Source organism: Gaetbulibacter sp. M235, from assembly GCF_043876835.1.
In the GTDB taxonomy this organism is placed as follows: Bacteria; Bacteroidota; Bacteroidia; order Flavobacteriales; family Flavobacteriaceae; genus Yeosuana.
In genome coordinates this window covers 86,286-103,323 of the sequence record NZ_JBAWJZ010000010.1, presented here as the reverse complement: position 1 = coordinate 103,323, position 17,038 = coordinate 86,286, and the positions used below count along the sequence as shown (strand labels likewise).

The 17,038-nt window shown below is 30.7% G+C and carries 19 protein-coding genes; 9 read left to right on the top strand and 10 right to left on the bottom strand.

The window, feature by feature from the left end:
• The first annotated feature begins 51 nt into the window (after positions 1–51).
• The 3 genes from V8G69_RS14765 to lysS all read left to right on the top strand — a co-directional run bounded on the left by V8G69_RS14765 (position 52) and on the right by lysS (position 3,456).
• On the top strand, positions 52–1,110 hold the full coding sequence (locus V8G69_RS14765; protein ID WP_394882861.1) for a helix-turn-helix transcriptional regulator: 1,059 nt from the start codon (positions 52–54) through the stop codon (positions 1,108–1,110).
• Positions 1,111–1,218: 108 nt separating this feature from the next.
• The gene (locus V8G69_RS14760) at positions 1,219–1,647 is read left to right on the top strand and encodes a DUF1573 domain-containing protein (RefSeq protein WP_394882860.1); all 429 of its coding nucleotides are present in this window, start codon (positions 1,219–1,221) and stop codon (positions 1,645–1,647) included.
• Between the two features lie 120 nt (positions 1,648–1,767).
• Positions 1,768–3,456 (top strand): lysine--tRNA ligase, encoded by a 1,689-nt coding sequence (lysS, locus tag V8G69_RS14755; protein WP_394882859.1) that lies wholly within the window; start codon positions 1,768–1,770, stop codon positions 3,454–3,456.
• Between the two features lie 71 nt (positions 3,457–3,527).
• On the opposite strand, the gene V8G69_RS14750 is transcribed toward lysS, so the two are convergent.
• A complete protein-coding gene (locus V8G69_RS14750; RefSeq protein WP_394882858.1) occupies positions 3,528–4,001 on the bottom strand; it encodes a hypothetical protein in 474 nt (157 codons plus the stop codon).
• A 164-nt stretch (positions 4,002–4,165) separates the two neighbouring features.
• Between V8G69_RS14750 and V8G69_RS14745 the strand changes: the two genes are divergently transcribed.
• Together V8G69_RS14745 and V8G69_RS14740 are read left to right on the top strand one after the other, a co-directional pair.
• Positions 4,166–5,377 (top strand): hypothetical protein, encoded by a 1,212-nt coding sequence (locus V8G69_RS14745; RefSeq protein WP_394882857.1) that lies wholly within the window; start codon positions 4,166–4,168, stop codon positions 5,375–5,377.
• A gap of 117 nt (positions 5,378–5,494) precedes the next feature.
• Positions 5,495–5,953, top strand: a complete 459-nt coding sequence (locus V8G69_RS14740; RefSeq protein ID WP_394882856.1) for a hypothetical protein — start codon at positions 5,495–5,497, stop codon at positions 5,951–5,953.
• Positions 5,954–6,046: 93 nt separating this feature from the next.
• On the opposite strand, the gene hemL is transcribed toward V8G69_RS14740, so the two are convergent.
• Genes hemL through V8G69_RS14720 form a run of 4 tightly spaced genes read right to left on the bottom strand, consistent with a single transcriptional unit; the run spans position 6,047 to position 9,690 of the window.
• Positions 6,047–7,333, bottom strand: a complete 1,287-nt coding sequence (gene hemL, locus V8G69_RS14735) for a glutamate-1-semialdehyde 2,1-aminomutase (RefSeq protein ID WP_394882855.1) — start codon at positions 7,331–7,333, stop codon at positions 6,047–6,049.
• 27 nt (positions 7,334–7,360) lie between these two features.
• Positions 7,361–8,449 carry a glucosaminidase domain-containing protein gene (locus V8G69_RS14730; RefSeq protein WP_394882854.1) on the bottom strand — a complete coding sequence of 363 codons (1,089 nt, stop codon included), beginning with the start codon at positions 8,447–8,449 and terminating at the stop codon, positions 7,361–7,363.
• A gap of 1 nt (position 8,450) precedes the next feature.
• Entirely contained in the window at positions 8,451–9,362 is a 912-nt protein-coding gene (locus tag V8G69_RS14725) for a 1-aminocyclopropane-1-carboxylate deaminase/D-cysteine desulfhydrase (RefSeq protein ID WP_394882853.1), read from the bottom strand.
• Positions 9,343–9,690: a hypothetical protein gene (locus tag V8G69_RS14720; protein WP_394882852.1), complete on the bottom strand. Its 348-nt coding sequence runs from the start codon at positions 9,688–9,690 to the stop codon at positions 9,343–9,345. The genes V8G69_RS14725 and V8G69_RS14720 overlap by 20 nt, the downstream gene beginning before the upstream one ends.
• Positions 9,691–9,740: 50 nt before the next feature.
• Here V8G69_RS14720 and V8G69_RS14715 point away from each other — a divergent pair, with 50 nt between their 5' ends.
• From V8G69_RS14715 to V8G69_RS14705, 3 genes are all read left to right on the top strand, one after another.
• A complete protein-coding gene (locus V8G69_RS14715) occupies positions 9,741–9,896 on the top strand; it encodes a DUF5522 domain-containing protein (protein WP_394882851.1) in 156 nt (51 codons plus the stop codon).
• Between the two features lie 210 nt (positions 9,897–10,106).
• Positions 10,107–10,706 (top strand): DUF4136 domain-containing protein, encoded by a 600-nt coding sequence (locus tag V8G69_RS14710; protein WP_394882849.1) that lies wholly within the window; start codon positions 10,107–10,109, stop codon positions 10,704–10,706.
• A 109-nt stretch (positions 10,707–10,815) separates the two neighbouring features.
• Positions 10,816–12,576 (top strand): aromatic amino acid hydroxylase, encoded by a 1,761-nt coding sequence (locus V8G69_RS14705; protein ID WP_394882848.1) that lies wholly within the window; start codon positions 10,816–10,818, stop codon positions 12,574–12,576.
• On the opposite strand, the gene V8G69_RS14700 is transcribed toward V8G69_RS14705, so the two are convergent.
• Genes V8G69_RS14700 through V8G69_RS14690 form a run of 3 tightly spaced genes read right to left on the bottom strand, consistent with a single transcriptional unit; the run spans position 12,577 to position 14,681 of the window.
• The gene (locus V8G69_RS14700) at positions 12,577–13,329 is read right to left on the bottom strand and encodes an enoyl-CoA hydratase/isomerase family protein (protein WP_394882847.1); all 753 of its coding nucleotides are present in this window, start codon (positions 13,327–13,329) and stop codon (positions 12,577–12,579) included. It abuts the gene before it with no gap.
• A gap of 58 nt (positions 13,330–13,387) precedes the next feature.
• Positions 13,388–14,323: a pyridoxal-phosphate dependent enzyme gene (locus V8G69_RS14695; RefSeq protein ID WP_394882845.1), complete on the bottom strand. Its 936-nt coding sequence runs from the start codon at positions 14,321–14,323 to the stop codon at positions 13,388–13,390.
• The gene (locus tag V8G69_RS14690) at positions 14,316–14,681 is read right to left on the bottom strand and encodes a VOC family protein (protein ID WP_394882844.1); all 366 of its coding nucleotides are present in this window, start codon (positions 14,679–14,681) and stop codon (positions 14,316–14,318) included. Before V8G69_RS14690 ends, V8G69_RS14695 begins: the two co-directional genes overlap by 8 nt.
• A gap of 152 nt (positions 14,682–14,833) precedes the next feature.
• Here V8G69_RS14690 and V8G69_RS14685 point away from each other — a divergent pair, with 152 nt between their 5' ends.
• A complete protein-coding gene (locus tag V8G69_RS14685; protein WP_394882842.1) occupies positions 14,834–15,139 on the top strand; it encodes a rhodanese-like domain-containing protein in 306 nt (101 codons plus the stop codon).
• Positions 15,140–15,546: 407 nt separating this feature from the next.
• On the opposite strand, the gene V8G69_RS14680 is transcribed toward V8G69_RS14685, so the two are convergent.
• Entirely contained in the window at positions 15,547–16,491 is a 945-nt protein-coding gene (locus V8G69_RS14680; RefSeq protein WP_394882841.1) for a GSCFA domain-containing protein, read from the bottom strand.
• Positions 16,492–16,505: 14 nt separating this feature from the next.
• The gene (locus V8G69_RS14675; protein ID WP_394882839.1) at positions 16,506–17,024 is read right to left on the bottom strand and encodes a coiled-coil domain-containing protein; all 519 of its coding nucleotides are present in this window, start codon (positions 17,022–17,024) and stop codon (positions 16,506–16,508) included.
• Between the last annotated feature and the right edge of the window lie 14 nt (positions 17,025–17,038).

Genomic DNA, 17,038 nt, shown 5'->3' with positions numbered 1-17,038 from the left:
TACTATTTATTGTGCTTTCATTTTTTGAATAAAATATAGTAGATTCGTACCATGAGGTTAAACATTGTTTTATTCATCTTAGTTTTTACGTCTTTATCAGCCAAAGCACAATATAGTTTTAGTGGCCATGTTGATAATAAAAAATGGCACGCCAATGTTTACCTTTCTATAATTGAAGACTACAGAAAAATCACAGGGATTTATTCAGAACAGATTATTTCAAAAGTAAAAACTGACAGCCTTGGTTTTTTTGAGTTTGCTGGTGATCAATTAGAAAATGAAAATAAAATTTACAGAATTCATGTAGATAATTGCTCGGATGAAGATCTAAATGAAAACCATTTTAATGGCCGTTGCGATGACAGCAAAGAGATTATTTTCATAGCCAAGGATAATGACACCATAAAACTTCCATTTTCCTTTGAAAAAGAAATGTTTTGTGATATAAAATCAAATAATTTAAAGGCTGCATCTTTTACTAAAATAGACTCCTTAAAAGAGGAAATGAAATATGCTTTTAATCAATTTAGAAGTGAAGCCAACCGAAAACTCAATAACAAAAAATGGTTTAAGGCCTTACAAGATTATGGATTAAAACTCAAGGAACCTTTAGCCGAATTATACATTTATTCCTTTTTATCAGATAGAAGCAGCGACTTTCATGAATATTATCTTGAAGATTTAAAGACGAATTCTTACTATGATGGTTTATTAAACAGATTAACGGAGCAATATCCAAATTCAACATACACCAAACAATATAGAACAGAATTGACTTCTGATAAGTTCATTATCTCTAAAAATTCAGAAGACATAACGTTTAATTGGAATTACATGCTTTACATTTTTCTGTTTATTTCAATTATCCTGAATATATATTTTTGGCAAATATTTAAAAAACTTAAAATTAATAAAACCAAAAATCCTTCGGATTGTCTTACTAAGCAAGAGCAGAACATTCTTGCCCTAATACAAGAAAATAAATCCAACAAGGAAATTGCCGATGCCCTATTTGTAAGTTTAAGCACAGTTAAAACACACGTAAACAATATTTTTAAAAAGCTAAATGTACAGTCCAGAGAAGACATTAAAAACTTAAATATCAAATAAATAACATATTTAAAACTTGGTACTAGTACTCAATTCAACCCATTATTTTGTCCATTATAAATTAAATTTTCAGAAGTTTGTTATCTATTAACCCTTAAATCAATAAAAATGAATCAAACAATCAATCAATTACAAAGCATGAAAATTAAATTCTTATTAATAATTTGCTTATTAATTTATGGCACTAACTTTTCACAAGAAGCAAAGGCTAGTGACAAAGTAGGTGTATTATCGTTTACAACTACAGAAATTGATTACGGAACCATTCACCAAAATGATAATGGTGAGCGTATTTTTACTTTTAAAAATACAGGTGATGCACCAATTGTGATTTCAAACGCAAAAGGATCTTGTGGTTGTACCGTACCAACATATAGCAGAAATATGGTTCCTCCAGGAGAAACAGGTGAAATTAAAGTAAAATACGATACTAACAGAATTGGTAAATTCTCTAAAACAGTAACTTTAACTTCCAATGCTTCAGAGCCTACCACAATATTAAAAATAAAAGGCGAAGTATTAAGCCCAGCAAACTAAGCTGAATAAAGGATATTTTTCATTTTTAAAATCTAGCAAAAAGTTGTGTGCTAATTTTTCTAAATAGTGTAATTTTGCACTCGCCTATCAAAAAAATGATAGCCAAAAAAAATAATTAGCATGCAACTTTCTGAACAAGAACTAGTAAGAAGAGAAAAATTATCAAGATTACGCCAATTAGGCATTAATCCATATCCGGCAGATTTATATCCCGTAAATCATTCTTCTAAAGACATTAAGAGCAATTTTGAAGAAGGCAAAAAAGTTACCATCGCAGGTAGACTTATGGCCATTAAATTGCAGGGAAAAGCATCATTTGCTCAAATTCAAGATTCAGAAGGTAAAATTCAGGTTTATTTTAACCGAGATGAGATTTGTCCTGGTGAAGACAAAACAAAATATAACGAAGTCTTTAAAAAACTACTGGACTTTGGTGATTTCATAGGTATTGAAGGCGAGCTTTTCACTACTCAAGTTGGGGAAAAAACTGTAAAAGTTGAAGATTTCACTGTGTTAAGCAAAGCATTAAAACCTTTACCAATGCCTAAAGAAAAAGATGGTGTTGTTTATGATGCTTTTACAGATCCAGAACAACGTTACAGACAACGTTATGCCGATTTAGTTGTAAATCCGCAGGTTAAGGATGTGTTTGTTAAACGCACAAAACTCTTCAATGCCATGCGTTCATTTTTTAATAATGCAGGTTATTTTGAAGTAGAAACTCCAGTTTTACAGCCTATTCCTGGTGGTGCAGCTGCAAGACCTTTTATTACGCACCATAACAGTTTGAATATTCCTTTGTATATGCGTATCGCGAATGAGTTATATTTAAAAAGACTTATTGTTGGTGGTTTTGATGGCGTTTATGAGTTCTCTAAAAACTTTAGAAATGAAGGAATGGACAGAACCCATAATCCTGAGTTTACAGCTATGGAAATTTACGTAGCTTACAAAGACTACAACTGGATGATGGATTTCTGTGAACAATTATTAGAACATTGTGCCATAGCTGTTAACGGAATCACTAAAGCAACTTTTGGTGAACATCATATAGATTTTAAAGCACCATATGCCAGAGTTACCATGGCTGAATCCATAAAGCATTTTACAGGATTTGATATTACTGGTAAAAACGAAGATGAAATTCGTGATGCAGCAAAAAGCATGGGTATTGAAGTAGACGACACCATGGGTAAAGGCAAATTAATCGATGAAATTTTTGGCGAAAAATGTGAAGGCAATTACATTCAACCAACCTTTATAACTGATTACCCAAAAGAAATGAGTCCATTGTGCAAAGAACACAGAGATAATCCTGAATTAACTGAACGCTTTGAGCTTATGGTTTGTGGGAAAGAAATTGCCAATGCTTATTCTGAACTTAACGACCCAATTGATCAACGGGAACGCTTTGAGCATCAATTGAAATTGGCTGAAAAAGGTGATGATGAAGCTACAGAATTTATTGATGAAGACTTTTTAAGAGCTTTAGAATATGGTATGCCTCCAACATCTGGAATGGGAATTGGCATGGACAGATTGATAATGTTTTTAACCAATAATCAATCCATTCAAGAAGTATTGTTCTTCCCGCAAATGCGACCAGAGAAAAAGGCTGTTGAATTAAGTGAAGCTGAAAAAGTTATTTTAGATATTTTAAAATCTCAAAAAAGTATGCCTTTAAATGACCTTAAATTAAAATCTGAACTAAGTAATAAAGCTTGGGACAAAGGCATTAAAGGGCTAACCAAACATAAACTGGCAAAAGTTGAAAAAGTTGGAGAGGATTTAATTGTTGAATTACTATAAAATAATTTCCACTTAAAATAAAAAAAGGAACCACAAGTGGTTCCTTTTTTTATGAATAATACTGCTAAAGTTTAATAAACTAATTTACAATTTGTCATTCCTAAATATGGATTAAATCCTTCAGGTAAATAATCTTTAGTGTTGAAGTTTAACTCAACGTCTTCTTCTACTTTTTCAAGTTTTATGGTATTCCAATCTAAATCATTCTTTCCTTTTAAAGGATTAAAATCTTTTGGCAAATACCCTTTGGTATCAAAACCAAGTTTAGCTTCTTCTTCTACTTTAATCAATTGAATTTTATTCCAATTCAAATCATTTTTCCCTTTCAATGGGTTAAAGTCTTTTGGCAAATATTCTTTGGTATCAAAACCAAGTTCTACTTCTTCTTCTACTTTTATAAGTTCGATTTTGCTCCAATCTAAGTCATCTGAATAATTATTAACAGCATAATGATTGGTTCCATTAAGATTGTCAATGTTTTTACTACTTACAGTTGTTGTGTTTAGTGTTACTAACAAACTGAATATTAAGGCTGATTTTATCATTTTATTTGAAATTTTATTTTTGGTTTTTGTTGTTATATCCAATAGACTATTCAAAATCAAAAATGTTACAACTCTTTAAGAATCTTTAACACTAACAATCAGGTATTTAATAATTTTTTAAGAAATCCTATTTCAGCTTTGCAGAGATTTATTTAATTTTAAGTATGTGGCAAAGAATTCTATTTTTAATTATAGCTTGTAATTTATTTGTTGTTAAAGCTCAACAAAACGATAGTATTTCTTTAAAGAACGGAATAGATAAACCAAGCATTATATCTTTACATCACTTTGGGATTTTTAGTTCAAGAATAAATCAGAATTTCAAAACCTCAGCAAACTTAAATACATCATTTAGTTTTAATTATGCTAGCGGCAATTTATTTCATCCTTTTGTAGAAGCTTATATACCAAAAGACCCTTTAGTTCAGGAACAACAAAGTCAACTTATATGGTATCATAGAAATTTTCATTTTGTTGACCAAGAAACTACTCCTGCTGATTATATGAATATCATTATTGATGCAGTTATAAAAGAATTTAAATTTCAACTAAACATTCCAATTAACAAACAAAATGAATTAGATGTTTCTCTACGTTCGTATTTAATCACTAAAGGAAAGTATCCATTTTCAATTTTCACAAGTGATGAAAGTATAGAATGGTTTCACAGCAATATTGCAGGGGGCGAAGATCCATACGGAAGACGTTACTATGGATTAAATCAAGTTAACTTTAAATATACTGACAGAAATGGAAACATTCTTGAATTACATAACAATGATTTTTTTATAAGTGGTATTGAGCTAAATCACTTCTACTATCCTTCTTTTTTAATCAATAAAAGAAAAAATCTGTTTTTTAATTTTGGAACACACTTGGGCATCAATATCACTAAATACAATCCTTCAATAGATATAGGTGCTTCAGCTAATGCCATTAAAAAATTTGTTTTAAAAAATAACAATGAATTCCATTTTGGAGTAGGAACAAGTGCTTTACGTAAAAATATCATCAACTTTAATAATGTTGTTGATTTAGGAAACAATCCATATTTAGCAACTTTTGAAAGTGAAATTGAATTCACTAAATACACAAAGAAAAAAAATTATAATTCCTTTGGGATCAATTACCAAGTACAGACAAGATACAATAAATTAAAAGAAGCCGATTATTATAGGTTGATTGGTAAATGGAAAGAGATAAATGGCGGTTGGCAGCATGGTTTTTCCACACTATATGACAACCTCTCTTATTGGTCCTTTTTATATACCTATGCACAACCAAAATTCAAAATTACATTATATTTTAGAGAGGATCTTGAAGTCAATAATTCTCCCGATGTTCAAACTGGAATTAGTTTGACTATTTCAAAATAATGAATCCTGTTATTTTCTTCTGTCTTTTGTTAATTATGAGTTAAAGTAAAAAACCCTATTAAACCTTTTTAAAATTGCAATGTCATAATAGCAATAAACTCTTAAATCATTTATAACATGAAAAAATTAATATTGATTGCCTTAGTATCAATGGTAGCTTTTCAAGTATCGGCTCAAAACTCAAAAGAGAGACCAAATAGAGAGAGAAGCCCAAGAATGGATAAATTCCAAGATTTGACTCCAGAAGAAATGGCAACGATGCAAACAAAAAAAATGACCTTGCATTTAGGTTTGAATGAATCTCAACAAAAAGAAATTCAAAAAATAAATTTAGAAAATGCCATTTACAGAAAAGCAAAAATGGAAGCTCGTATAGCTCAAAGAGAAAATGGAACTATGGCAAAACCTACAAAAGAAGAACGTTTAAAAATGATGAATGAGCGATTGGATAAACAAATTGCAATGAAAGCTAAAATGAAAAAGATTTTAAATGATGAGCAATTTGCAAAATGGGAAAAACAACAGCAAGAAATGAATAGAAAACGTGAGGATATGCCCAAACGTGGAAATAAATAGAAATAATCAGTTTCGTATGAATTGATTGGTTAGTTAGTTGATTAGTTTAGTTTAGTTTGAAAAGCCTTTCCAAAATTGGAAAGGCTTTTTTATTTATAGTTTACTAGCAACCTTATTTACGGCTTCTATTGTAAAATCTAAATCGTCGTAAGTTAAAGCATCTGTTATAAACCATGTTTCAAAAGCACTTGGAGCTATATAAACGCCTTCTTCTAACATACCGTGAAAGAATTTTTTAAAGGTTTCATTATTTCCTTTAGCAGACGTTTCAAAATCAACAACATTCTCTTCAGTAAAATGTATGGAAATCATAGAACCAGCTCTATTAATTTTATGATTAATTCTATTGTTATTTAAAACTTCGGTAAACCCTTTATGAAGATATTCTGTTTTTTCAGCCAATCTTGTAAAAACCTCTGAATCGTTATTTAAAGCTTCTAACATCGTTAATCCCGCAGCCATTGCTAACGGATTTCCACTTAAAGTACCTGCTTGATAAACAGGCCCTAATGGCGCTAGATAATTCATGATTTCATTTCTAGCTGCAAAAGCACCAACTGGCAAACCACCACCAATAACTTTTCCAAAACAAACAATATCTGCATTAATATTAAAAAGTTCTTGGGCGCCTCCTTTAGCTAATCTAAATCCTGTCATAACCTCATCAAAAATGAGCAAGATATTATGCTCATTACACAGATTTCTTAAATCGTTTAGAAAACCATCTTTAGGAGGAATGCATCCCATATTTCCAGCTACTGGCTCAATAATTATACAAGCTATTTCTTCTTTATTAGCTTCAAAAAGAGCTTTTACGCTTTCAATATCATTATAAATTGCAAGTAAAGTATCTTTGGCAGTTCCTTTTGTTACTCCAGGGCTATTAGGTGAACCAAATGTAATGGCACCGCTTCCTGCCTGAATTAAAAACGAATCACTATGGCCGTGATAACAACCTGCAAACTTTATAATTTTATCCTTACCTGTAAAACCTCTTGCAAGCCTGATGGCACTCATACAAGCTTCTGTTCCTGAATTAACAAAACGAATTTTATCAATATTTGGAACCATAGAAACTGCTAATTCGGCTATTTGAGTTTCAATTTCGGTAGGCATTCCAAAAGATGTACCTTTTTTTGCTTTTTCTATAACTGCATTAACAACAGGTTCATAAGCATGACCAAGAATCATTGGTCCCCATGAATTAATATAATCAATCAACTTGTTTCCATCCTCATCATATAAATAGGCTCCTTTTGCTTCTTTTACAAAAATTGGTGTTCCTCCAACAGCTTTAAAAGCTCTTACCGGAGAGTTTACTCCACCAGGAATAACGCTTTCAGCTTGTGCAAATAATGCACTACTTCGTTTATAATTCATATTAATATTTAATCAATTTTATTTTAACTATTTTATTTGCAACACTTGTCCTATACTAACTGTGGTTCCTTTTAAATTATTAAGCTGCTGCAACTCCTGTACTGTTGTATTATGCTTTTTTGAAATAGAATACAATGTATCTCCTTGTTCAACTACATAAGTATTATTGTTATTTTCAACTACTGGTTTTACTTTCAATTTTTGTCCTAAACTAATTGAATTATCTGTTAGTCCGTTCATATCTTGAAGTTCACTTACAGTTGTGTTAAACTTTTTTGATATAGAATACAATGTATCACCTTTTTCAACTGTGTAAGTGTTACTACCTGTTACTGTGTTTGCTTTAATTTCTTGCCCTTGATTATTTGAAACTGAGGAATCATTTTTTTCTGAATTATCTCCAATAACATCGGCATCCTCAACTTCATAAACAGTATCTTCAATTACTGTTTTTGGAGCTTTAGATTTCCTTTTATTTTTATCTCCTAACACTTCATCATCTAACTTGTACAATTCGTATCGTTCAATTAAACTTATAAGCTTACTGGGATAATGTCTGTCTGTGGCATACCCAGCAGCTTTCAATTCTTTAGCCCAGGCTTTATAATCATCTTTATCTAAATCGAATAACTTTGAGTATCGTTTTCGATTTGTTAAGAATAAAGAATGATCTCTGTATGAATACTTGGCGTCATTATATTTTCTGAAACATTCTTGTAATGCGTCGTCATCATGATAAATTTTGGCTCCGGTCCAATCATGGCATTTTATTCCAAAGTGATTATTTGCTTCAATTGAAAGTCTTCCTCTACCAGAATTAGACTCTAAAATACCTTGTGCCAAAGTGATACTTGCCGGAATTCCATATAATCGCATTTCTTCTTGTGCAATGGCACTAAACCTTTCTAAATATTCTTCTGTAGAGCTAATTTTTAATGGTTCAATTGTAGCAGGTTCTTCATTATTAGCTACTTGAGTATCTTTTGGAGTTTCAGCAAGTACAACGTGTTCTGTTTTTGTTTTAGTTGATTTATGCTTTCTAGCCACTGATTTTTTGGAACCACAGCTAAAAATAAACATTCCTAGAAACAAAAACATCACTATTTTCTTTATCATACTACTCAATTATTGGCAACTTTTTTTTCTTTAAAACCATATTCATTCCTGAAATCCCCTGTAAACCTCCAGTGTGAATAGCTAATATTTTTGACCCTTTTGGAAAATAACCTTTCTCCAATAAATCAAAAATCCCAAACATCATTTTCCCTGTATAAACAGGATCTAACTGTATATTATTTTCTTTTTTAAATTGATTTATAAAATGTACCAATGGCTCGTTCACTTTAGCATAACCACCAAAATCATAATCAGTAATAATATTCCAATTTTGTTTGCTCACAAATTTACTAATATCTTCATTCAAAAACGAACCTTTTAAGGCAGGAAATCCTAAAATTTGTTGACCAAGTTTTGAACTATTTATAATTCCCGAAATGGTTCCTCCTGTCCCAACAGCACAACATACAAAATCAAAATCAGCATCCTCTTCGGTTAAAATTTCTTCACATCCTTTTATGGCAAATTCATTAGTGCCTCCTTCTGGCAACAAATAAAATTCACCAAACTCTTCTTTCAATTTCTCTATAAATGACATGGTATGTTTCTCTCTGAACCGTTCTCTGGTAATAAACTTAAACTGCATACCACAAGTCTCTGCAAATAATAACGTAGGATTTTCTTGAATCTTGTCCTGCAATTCATCGCCTCTAATTACTCCAATGGTTTTAAAGCCAAATTCCTTCCCAGCAAAAGCTGCTGCTGCAATATGATTTGAAAAAGCTCCACCAAATGTAAGTATGGTATCTAATTTTAATTTTTTGGCTTCTTCAATGTTGTATTTTAGCTTTCTGTATTTATTTCCTGAAATAAACGAATGAATGTCGTCTTCTCGTTTTAAAAATAATTCAACGCCATATTTCTTGGACAACGAAATAGGCTGATTTATACTTTTATTTAGATGGAAAATCATGACTGCGAAGATACTTTAAAAATTGCCAAAATCCTCTTTCTTTAAGGTACTTTGAATTATATTCATTAGCAAATGCTTCCCGTTCAAAAGAAATATTTTTATAGGCTAAATTCCAGTTTTTGTATTGCAGTAATCTCAACAAAAACTCTAGTCCATACCATACATAAAAAGGAATAATTAAAAACTCTAACTGTTGTTTCAAATGAATATATTCATGATTTAGCAATGCAGTTTCCTTTTTAAATGCTTTATTTTTTAAGAATATAAAAGGAAAAATGGTTAAACCAACATATCCTTTTGGAACTAAATATCTGGAACATATAATCATACGTTTTCACTTTCAAAAATCAATCCAAATTACATTATCTTTGTCGTTCTATGAAGAAAATTATCCCTATTGAAGAAGGTGATTATTATTTAACACCCGAAGGTTACCGCTGTTTTACAGAACAGTACCACTTAAAACGTGGATATTGTTGCGAAAGCAATTGCAGACACTGTCCTTATGGGTTTTCTGAAAAAAAATTACGTTAATTTACAACCTAAAGAACCTTTAATTTGGTATAATTATTGATAAACATTAATTAGTTAAAAGATATTTTAATGAATACTTTTTCGGTTAAAATTTGTTAAACAGAAGGTATAATAAATTAAAAACTAAGTTAAATATTCTTAATTAGTTTGAACTATTCTTTAATTTTTGAGCATAGTTTATTAAATTTAATGTAACCAAAAAATTGCACTATGAAAAAATTGAAACAAATGCATGAGTCCTTATTTGAAATAAGTGCCATAAAAAACAATCTTATAAAATTCATACCATTTTTAGTACTTCTTGTGGTATTAACATCATGTGATTCTGTAAGAGTTGCAACTGATTACGATAAGAATGCAAATTTCTCTAATTACAAAACCTTTGCTTTCTTTAAAACTGGTATAGATAAAGCTGAAATTAGCGATTTAGATAAACGACGAATTCTTCGTGCTATAGAATCAGAGCTTTTAGCAAAAGGATTCACGAAATCTGAAAATCCAGATTTATTAATAAGTTTATTTACAAAATCAAACCAACGTGTAGATGTTTATAACAACTATTGGGGTTATGGCTCTTGGGGTTGGGGTGGATACGGACCAGGTTGGGGCTGGGGTTGGAATCAACCTAATGTTTCAACATCTACGGAAGGAACCTTATATATTGACCTAATTGATGCCAACAAAAAAGAACTGGTTTGGCAAGGTATGGGAACTGGCTATTTATCAAGAAATATGGACAAAAAAGAAGAGCGCATTAAAGAATTCGTTGCAGAAATCATGAAAAAATATCCACCTGGAATGAATCAATAAAATGATATTAAAGGCAACTTTTTCAAGTTGCTTTTTTTATTTAGTAATACCTCTGTCTACATTTTATTCATTATTTGTATTTTTACGAAAACCACATTTAAAGACAACCATGGATAACTCAATAGAATCAAATCCTATTTTAAATAGGTTACCTAAACACTTACTTCAATTCATAAAACCTCAAAATTATGAGGACTACTCTGCTATTGATCAAGCTGTTTGGCGCTATGTAATGCGAAAAAATGTGGATTTTTTGAGTAAAGTTGCCCATGAATCCTATTTAGAAGGTTTAAGGCAAACAGGGATTTCCATTGAAAATATTCCAAATATGTATGGAATGAACAGAATTTTAAAAAACATTGGTTGGGCTGCTGTGGCTGTTGATGGGTTTATCCCACCAAATGCTTTTATGGAATTTCAGGCATACAATGTTTTAGTTATTGCAAGCGATATACGCCAATTAGAGCATATTGAATATACACCTGCTCCAGACATTATCCATGAAGGGGCTGGTCATGCTCCCATTATTGCAAATCCCGAATATGCAGAATACTTAAGACGCTTTGGTGAAATAGGAAGTAAAGCCATTTCTTCAGCTAAAGATTATGAATTATATGAAGCCGTTAGAAAACTATCAATAATTAAAGAAGCTCCAAATTCAACTCAAAAAGATATAGACTTTGCAGAAAAGGATGTAGAGAACCTTCAAAAAAATATGGGAGAACCAAGTGAAATGGCTCTTATTAGAAATTTACATTGGTGGACAGTTGAATACGGACTTATAGGAACAGTAGAAAATCCAAAAATATATGGTGCTGGTTTATTATCATCAATTGGAGAAAGTGCTTGGTGCATGACTAATGCAGTTAAAAAACTGCCTTACACCATTGATGCCACATTTAAAGATTTTGACATTACCAAACCTCAACCACAACTATATGTTACACCAGATTTTGCTCATTTAAGCTTGATCTTAGAAGAATTTGCTAATACCATGGCTTTAAGAAAAGGTGGTTTATCAGGCATTCAAAAATTGATAAATTCAAATGCTTTAGGAACTATTGAATTAAGTACTGGCATACAAATTTCAGGAATATTTACAAACGTTATTGAAGATAATGGCAAACCTGTTTATATTCAAACGAGTGGAAAAACAGCACTTTCGTATAGAGAAAAAGAATTAATCGGCCATGGCGTTGAAAACCACAATCAAGGTTTTGGCTCACCAATAGGAAAATTAAAAGGCATTAATTTGGCTATTGAAGATATGAGCCCACGTGACTTAAGTGCTTATAATATTTATGAGGAAAGAATCGTAACATTAGAATTTGAAGGTGGCATTACAATATCTGGTGAAATCATTACCGGAAAGCGAAATTTACAAGGAAAAATAATTTTAGTGAGCTTTAAAAATTGCACTGTAAAACATTATAATACTGTTTTATTTGAACCTAACTGCGGCATTTATGATATGGCCGTTGGTAAAGAAATTGTTTCAGCATTTTCTGGTCCTGCCGACTTAAATAGTTTTGATTTAATTACTCACATACCTTCAACACAAACCGTTCACATTAAAAAATCTGAAAAGCAACTACAATTAGAAAGATTGTATCAGCAAATCAGAGATTACAGAGAAGGTAAAAACACAACCATTTCAAGAACAAAAGTATTAGAAGAACTTATAAAAAATCACTCAAATGATTGGCTGTTAACCGTTGAAATTTATGAACTTGCTGTTTTTGGAAACGAAACTATTTTAGCCAATAATTGCCTGGAACACTTAGAATCAATAAAACAAAACAGACCAGAAGTTGGCAGATTGATTGATGATGGATTGGAAATAATTAAGAAAAAAGGTATAGCAATTTAATTATTGGAAACGTTTTAATGTTTCTTTGGTAAAGTCGCTTAAAACAAGTTTTCCGCTTATTTTAGCACGTTCATTTAAAAGCGTATCCCAATGTTCTGTGCCTTTCCAAAATACAGATTTCATTGCTTTCAAAGCTTCAGGATTATAACTTGATAATTTTTCTGCAAGTGTTTTAACAGCACCATCCAATGCTTCTTTTGTTTCGTAAACTTCAGCAAATAAGCCTTTATCTTTTGCAAATTCAGGAGAAAAAAAAGTTTCAGCATTGATTGTCATTTGTGACATTACAGTTGCTCCCATTTTTCTTGAAACTGCCGGTTCAATAACGAAAGGCCCAATACCAATACTCAACTCACTTAACTTAATAGCGGCGAATTTTGTAGCTAAACAATAATCGGTTGCGGCGGCTAAACCAACTCCTCCTCCAACAGCTTTTCCTTGAACTCTTCCAATAATAAGTTTTGGGCACGTTCTCATGGCATTAATCACATTGGCAAAACCTGTAAAGAATTGTTCTCCTTCTTTTGGTGTTTTAATACTTGTAAGCTCTTTAAAACTAGCGCCCGCACAAAAAGTTCTGTCTCCACCACTTTGTAAAACTATTACATTCACTAAATCATTATTTCCAGCTTCAATGATAGTTTGTTCTAATTTGAGTAAACTTTCACTAGGCATCGCATTTTGATCTGGATGAAAAAAGGTTATGTACCCTACTCCATTTCCAATTGTTAATTTTACATAAGGGTTACTCATAAGTTTTGTTTGCCATAAAATTAGCAATTACTTTTAAGTTTAGGCATTTAATTAATTACTAAAACGGGAGATTTCCAACATCTACATTACCTCCAGAAAGTATAACTCCTATCTTTTTGTTTTTAAAATCTTCCTTGTTTTTTAATACTGCTGCAAAAGCGACAGCGCTTGAAGGCTCAATAATAATTTTCATACGCTCCCAAATGAGTTTCATAGCTTCAATAATTTCTTCTTCTTCAACTCTAACAATTTTTTCTACATACTTTTTTATAATTGGAAAATTTCTATCTCCCAAAAATGTTCTTAATCCGTCTGCAATAGTATTAACTTCATCATTACCTTCAATTTTTCCACTTAATAAAGAACGATATGCATCATCAGCATTTTTTGGCTCTCCACCAATAACTTTGCAGTGATTTGAAAAATAATTAACGGCTAACGCTGTTCCTGCTATTAAACCGCCACCACCAATTGGAGAAAATATATAATTTAAATCTGGATAATCTTCCAATAACTCGATAGCCGCAGTTCCTTGACCATAAATAACAGCATCATCATTAGAAGGATGAATAAAAGTTGCTCCCGTTTCTTTTTGAACTTTAGCTGCCATTTCTTCTCTAGCAATAGGATTTGAATCACATTCTATAATTTCTCCTTCATAGGTTTTAACGGCATTCTTTTTAACCTGTGGTGCATTTTTTGGCATCACAATATAGGCTTTAACTCCAATTTTTTTTGCTGCTAACGATAAGGCTTGGGCAAAATTACCTGAAGAATGGGTTACAACTCCTTTTGCTTGTTCTTCTTTGGACAAACTTAAAATAGCATTTGCTGCACCACGCATTTTAAACGCTCCCATCTTTTGAAAATTTTCACATTTAAAATACAGATTTGCCTGAACCATTTCGTTAATCAACTCTGATGTTAACACAGGAGTTCTGTGTATGTATGGTTTCACCCGCTCATGCACTTGTAGAAGCATTTCTTTATTCATTCTCTAATTTAAAATATGGATTATAAATAATGCCTATAATATTTCCCCAAGGGTCATAAACCGTTGCAACCATAAGCTCTCCTCCAACATTTACCGGTGCTTCATGCGGTTTAGCTCCTAATTCTATCAAGTAATTGTACGTTTTAAAAATATCTTCTACACCCCAATAAGACAAAACGCCTTCTCCTTTTGAAGTTTGATTTTCTTCAGGCAACAAACCAAGTTCATAGCCTTTAATATTAAAACCTATATAAAAAGGCTCATCGAAATAAGGTACGGCATTAAAAGCTTTACTGTACCATGCTTTAGCTTCAGTTAAATTGCTAACTCTATAAATTGTGGTTCTTAATCCTAACATTGTTATAAAAATATTACTAAAATTAATCAAATTGATTTCTTTAAATGCAATTCCAACAAAATTTTAATGTTTTTATAAAAAGAAAAACATTGTAACTCTTGTTACATTGATTTCAAAATTAAATAAAGTAATTTGCTTAAAAATTTTAAAATATGGGACTATTCAGTTTTCTAACAGGAAATAAAACAGATAAGATTAAGGAGTTTCAAACTAGAGGTGCTATAATTATAGATGTGAGAACTAAAGCAGAATTTTCTCAAGGATGTATTTCTGGTTCAAAGAATATTCCTTTGCAAGTTATAAATACTCAAATTGCAACTATAAAAAAACTAAAAAAACCAATTATAGTTTGTTGTGCAAGTGGTATGCGTTCTGCAAGTGCAGCTAGCATTTTAAACAGCAACGGCATTGAAACCATTAATGGTGGTGGTTGGATTAGTTTAAAAAGTAAATTATAAGACAAAAAAAACATTAGTTTCCTTCGACAAAGAAGTCTGCCTAATGTTTAAAAAACAACTAACTCTCAACAAAAATACTCATAATGAGTATTTTTATCATTAAGCTAAGTTTAATAAATCTTTATATTAAATTGTTCTTTTTAGCTTTCTCTACGGCTTCTAGCTTGTTGTATCTGGTATTTGCTACTATATTTAAGGGTTTTTAGAATAAAAAAAACACCAATTGAATAGCTTTTTTATGGCATAACAACTGATGTTTAATATTTGAACTGATTAATAGCATAATAAATTTATGCTTAAAAAATTGTACTTCACTAATTTTTCGACAAAACGTTATTAAATAAGATTAATAGCGCTCACAAGGGTAATTAATTAAGATAGAAGCCAATACGCCAATTTAAATGCCTTTAAAATCTAATATAAGGTAACTTTAATTTAAGTTTTTGTTGTTTTTCCTCTATTTTTTTTAGGAATAACTGATGTGCTTCTGAGTTTGAATTAAATGGTTTATGTAGCAATCCTTTTTGAATGTAATCTACATCATCCATGGTTTTTGAAGCTTCTTGGGAAATCCAAACATTTTGGAATTTTTCCCAAATATAATTTATTGCAATTTGATTGGGATGAATCATATCTTCAGCATAAAATCTGTAATCACGAAGTTCATCCATCATAAGTTCATAAGATGGAAAATAAAAAAATTGATTATTTATTACTTGATGAATTGCTGAAATTAAATGCGCTTTACTGCGTGTGTTTTCAACAAAACCATCTTTTATGTGACGAACCGGAGATACGGTAAAAATGATAGTTGCATTAGAATTAATACTTTTTATTGCGTTAATTATAGATGTTAAAGACTTAACCACTTCATCGACAGACAAAAGCTCTTTTGAAAATTGATTTTGAGGCACTTTATGGCAATTGGCAACTATACGATTGTTTTCAATAAAACGATACACCCAAGCAGTTCCTAATGTAATAATAATATGGGTTGCAGCAACTATTTCTTTATTTGTTAAAATGCTTTGTTCATTTAATTTGTGAAGCAAAACATCTTTAGAATTTGAACTTAATTTAGAATGTGCATCAAAACCATGCCATTGTTCGTTGTAAAAAAAAATATCTTTTTCTGAATACTGTTTTTTTTCAACGGAATTAGTAATTAATGCCTCAATCGCCTTTGGTTGAAACAAAATACCAAAAGGATTTTGAAGATTTTTAAACTTAAAATAATCTAACTTTTTACCAATGTTGTCTGAAAAACAAGATCCTAATAAAAGAATATTAGAATGATAGTCTATTAAATTATTAGACTGCTTAGAAAATGGTATATTGGTTTGAAGTTGCAAAATTTTAAAAACAATTATTTCTTTTTCTTTTTCTCCTCTTTCTCTAGTTTCTTTTCTTCTTTTTCTTTCTTCTTTGTTTCTAATTCAACTTTTGATTTCTGAATACTACTTTTAAGATCTTCAACTTTTTTATTTGAAACTTCTAGTTTTTCAATATTCTTTTCAATCTCTTCCTTAGTTTTTTCTATCTTTATATTCAATTTATCTTCCTGATTTTGAATCGATTTACTAGACTGCGTTTTTGTTTTTTTAGTTTTTGATAGCTCCTCATTCAATTTTAATAAATCATCATTCAAACTATTAATTTTATCTTTAAGTTTAGATTTTTTATTTTCCTCTTTATTCAATTTTTGTTCATCCGTTTGAATATTGTTTTGCAACATTCGCATCATCATTTGTTGTTGTTGCATCATTTGTTGTTGTTGCATCATTTGATTATTTATTTGTCTCATAGGTGGAGGACTTGGAAATTGTTGTCCAAAAAAGATAGTTGGACATAGCAACATTAAAATACCTAAAATTTTTATGTACATTGGTGTTTTTATAT

Bases quoted from the DNA above. Each gene is read 5' to 3' on its own strand.
- V8G69_RS14730 (WP_394882854.1), bottom strand. From the start codon at position 8,449: ATGATAAAGAAAATAGTGATGTTTTTGTTTCTAGGAATGTTTATTTTT.
- lysS (WP_394882859.1), top strand. From the start codon at position 1,768: ATGCAACTTTCTGAACAAGAACTAGTAAGAAGAGAAAAATTATCAAGA.
- V8G69_RS14740 (WP_394882856.1), top strand. From the start codon at position 5,495: ATGAAAAAATTAATATTGATTGCCTTAGTATCAATGGTAGCTTTTCAA.
- V8G69_RS14750 (WP_394882858.1), bottom strand. From the start codon at position 4,001: ATGATAAAATCAGCCTTAATATTCAGTTTGTTAGTAACACTAAACACA.
- V8G69_RS14725 (WP_394882853.1), bottom strand. From the start codon at position 9,362: ATGATTTTCCATCTAAATAAAAGTATAAATCAGCCTATTTCGTTGTCC.
- V8G69_RS14705 (WP_394882848.1), top strand. From the start codon at position 10,816: ATGGATAACTCAATAGAATCAAATCCTATTTTAAATAGGTTACCTAAA.
- V8G69_RS14685 (WP_394882842.1), top strand. From the start codon at position 14,834: ATGGGACTATTCAGTTTTCTAACAGGAAATAAAACAGATAAGATTAAG.
- V8G69_RS14675 (WP_394882839.1), bottom strand. From the start codon at position 17,024: ATGTACATAAAAATTTTAGGTATTTTAATGTTGCTATGTCCAACTATC.
- V8G69_RS14690 (WP_394882844.1), bottom strand. From the start codon at position 14,681: ATGTTAGGATTAAGAACCACAATTTATAGAGTTAGCAATTTAACTGAA.
- V8G69_RS14765 (WP_394882861.1), top strand. From the start codon at position 52: ATGAGGTTAAACATTGTTTTATTCATCTTAGTTTTTACGTCTTTATCA.
- V8G69_RS14695 (WP_394882845.1), bottom strand. From the start codon at position 14,323: ATGAATAAAGAAATGCTTCTACAAGTGCATGAGCGGGTGAAACCATAC.
- V8G69_RS14745 (WP_394882857.1), top strand. From the start codon at position 4,166: ATGTGGCAAAGAATTCTATTTTTAATTATAGCTTGTAATTTATTTGTT.
- V8G69_RS14760 (WP_394882860.1), top strand. From the start codon at position 1,219: ATGAATCAAACAATCAATCAATTACAAAGCATGAAAATTAAATTCTTA.
- V8G69_RS14710 (WP_394882849.1), top strand. From the start codon at position 10,107: ATGAAAAAATTGAAACAAATGCATGAGTCCTTATTTGAAATAAGTGCC.
- V8G69_RS14700 (WP_394882847.1), bottom strand. From the start codon at position 13,329: ATGAGTAACCCTTATGTAAAATTAACAATTGGAAATGGAGTAGGGTAC.
- hemL (WP_394882855.1), bottom strand. From the start codon at position 7,333: ATGAATTATAAACGAAGTAGTGCATTATTTGCACAAGCTGAAAGCGTT.
- V8G69_RS14715 (WP_394882851.1), top strand. From the start codon at position 9,741: ATGAAGAAAATTATCCCTATTGAAGAAGGTGATTATTATTTAACACCC.
- V8G69_RS14720 (WP_394882852.1), bottom strand. From the start codon at position 9,690: ATGATTATATGTTCCAGATATTTAGTTCCAAAAGGATATGTTGGTTTA.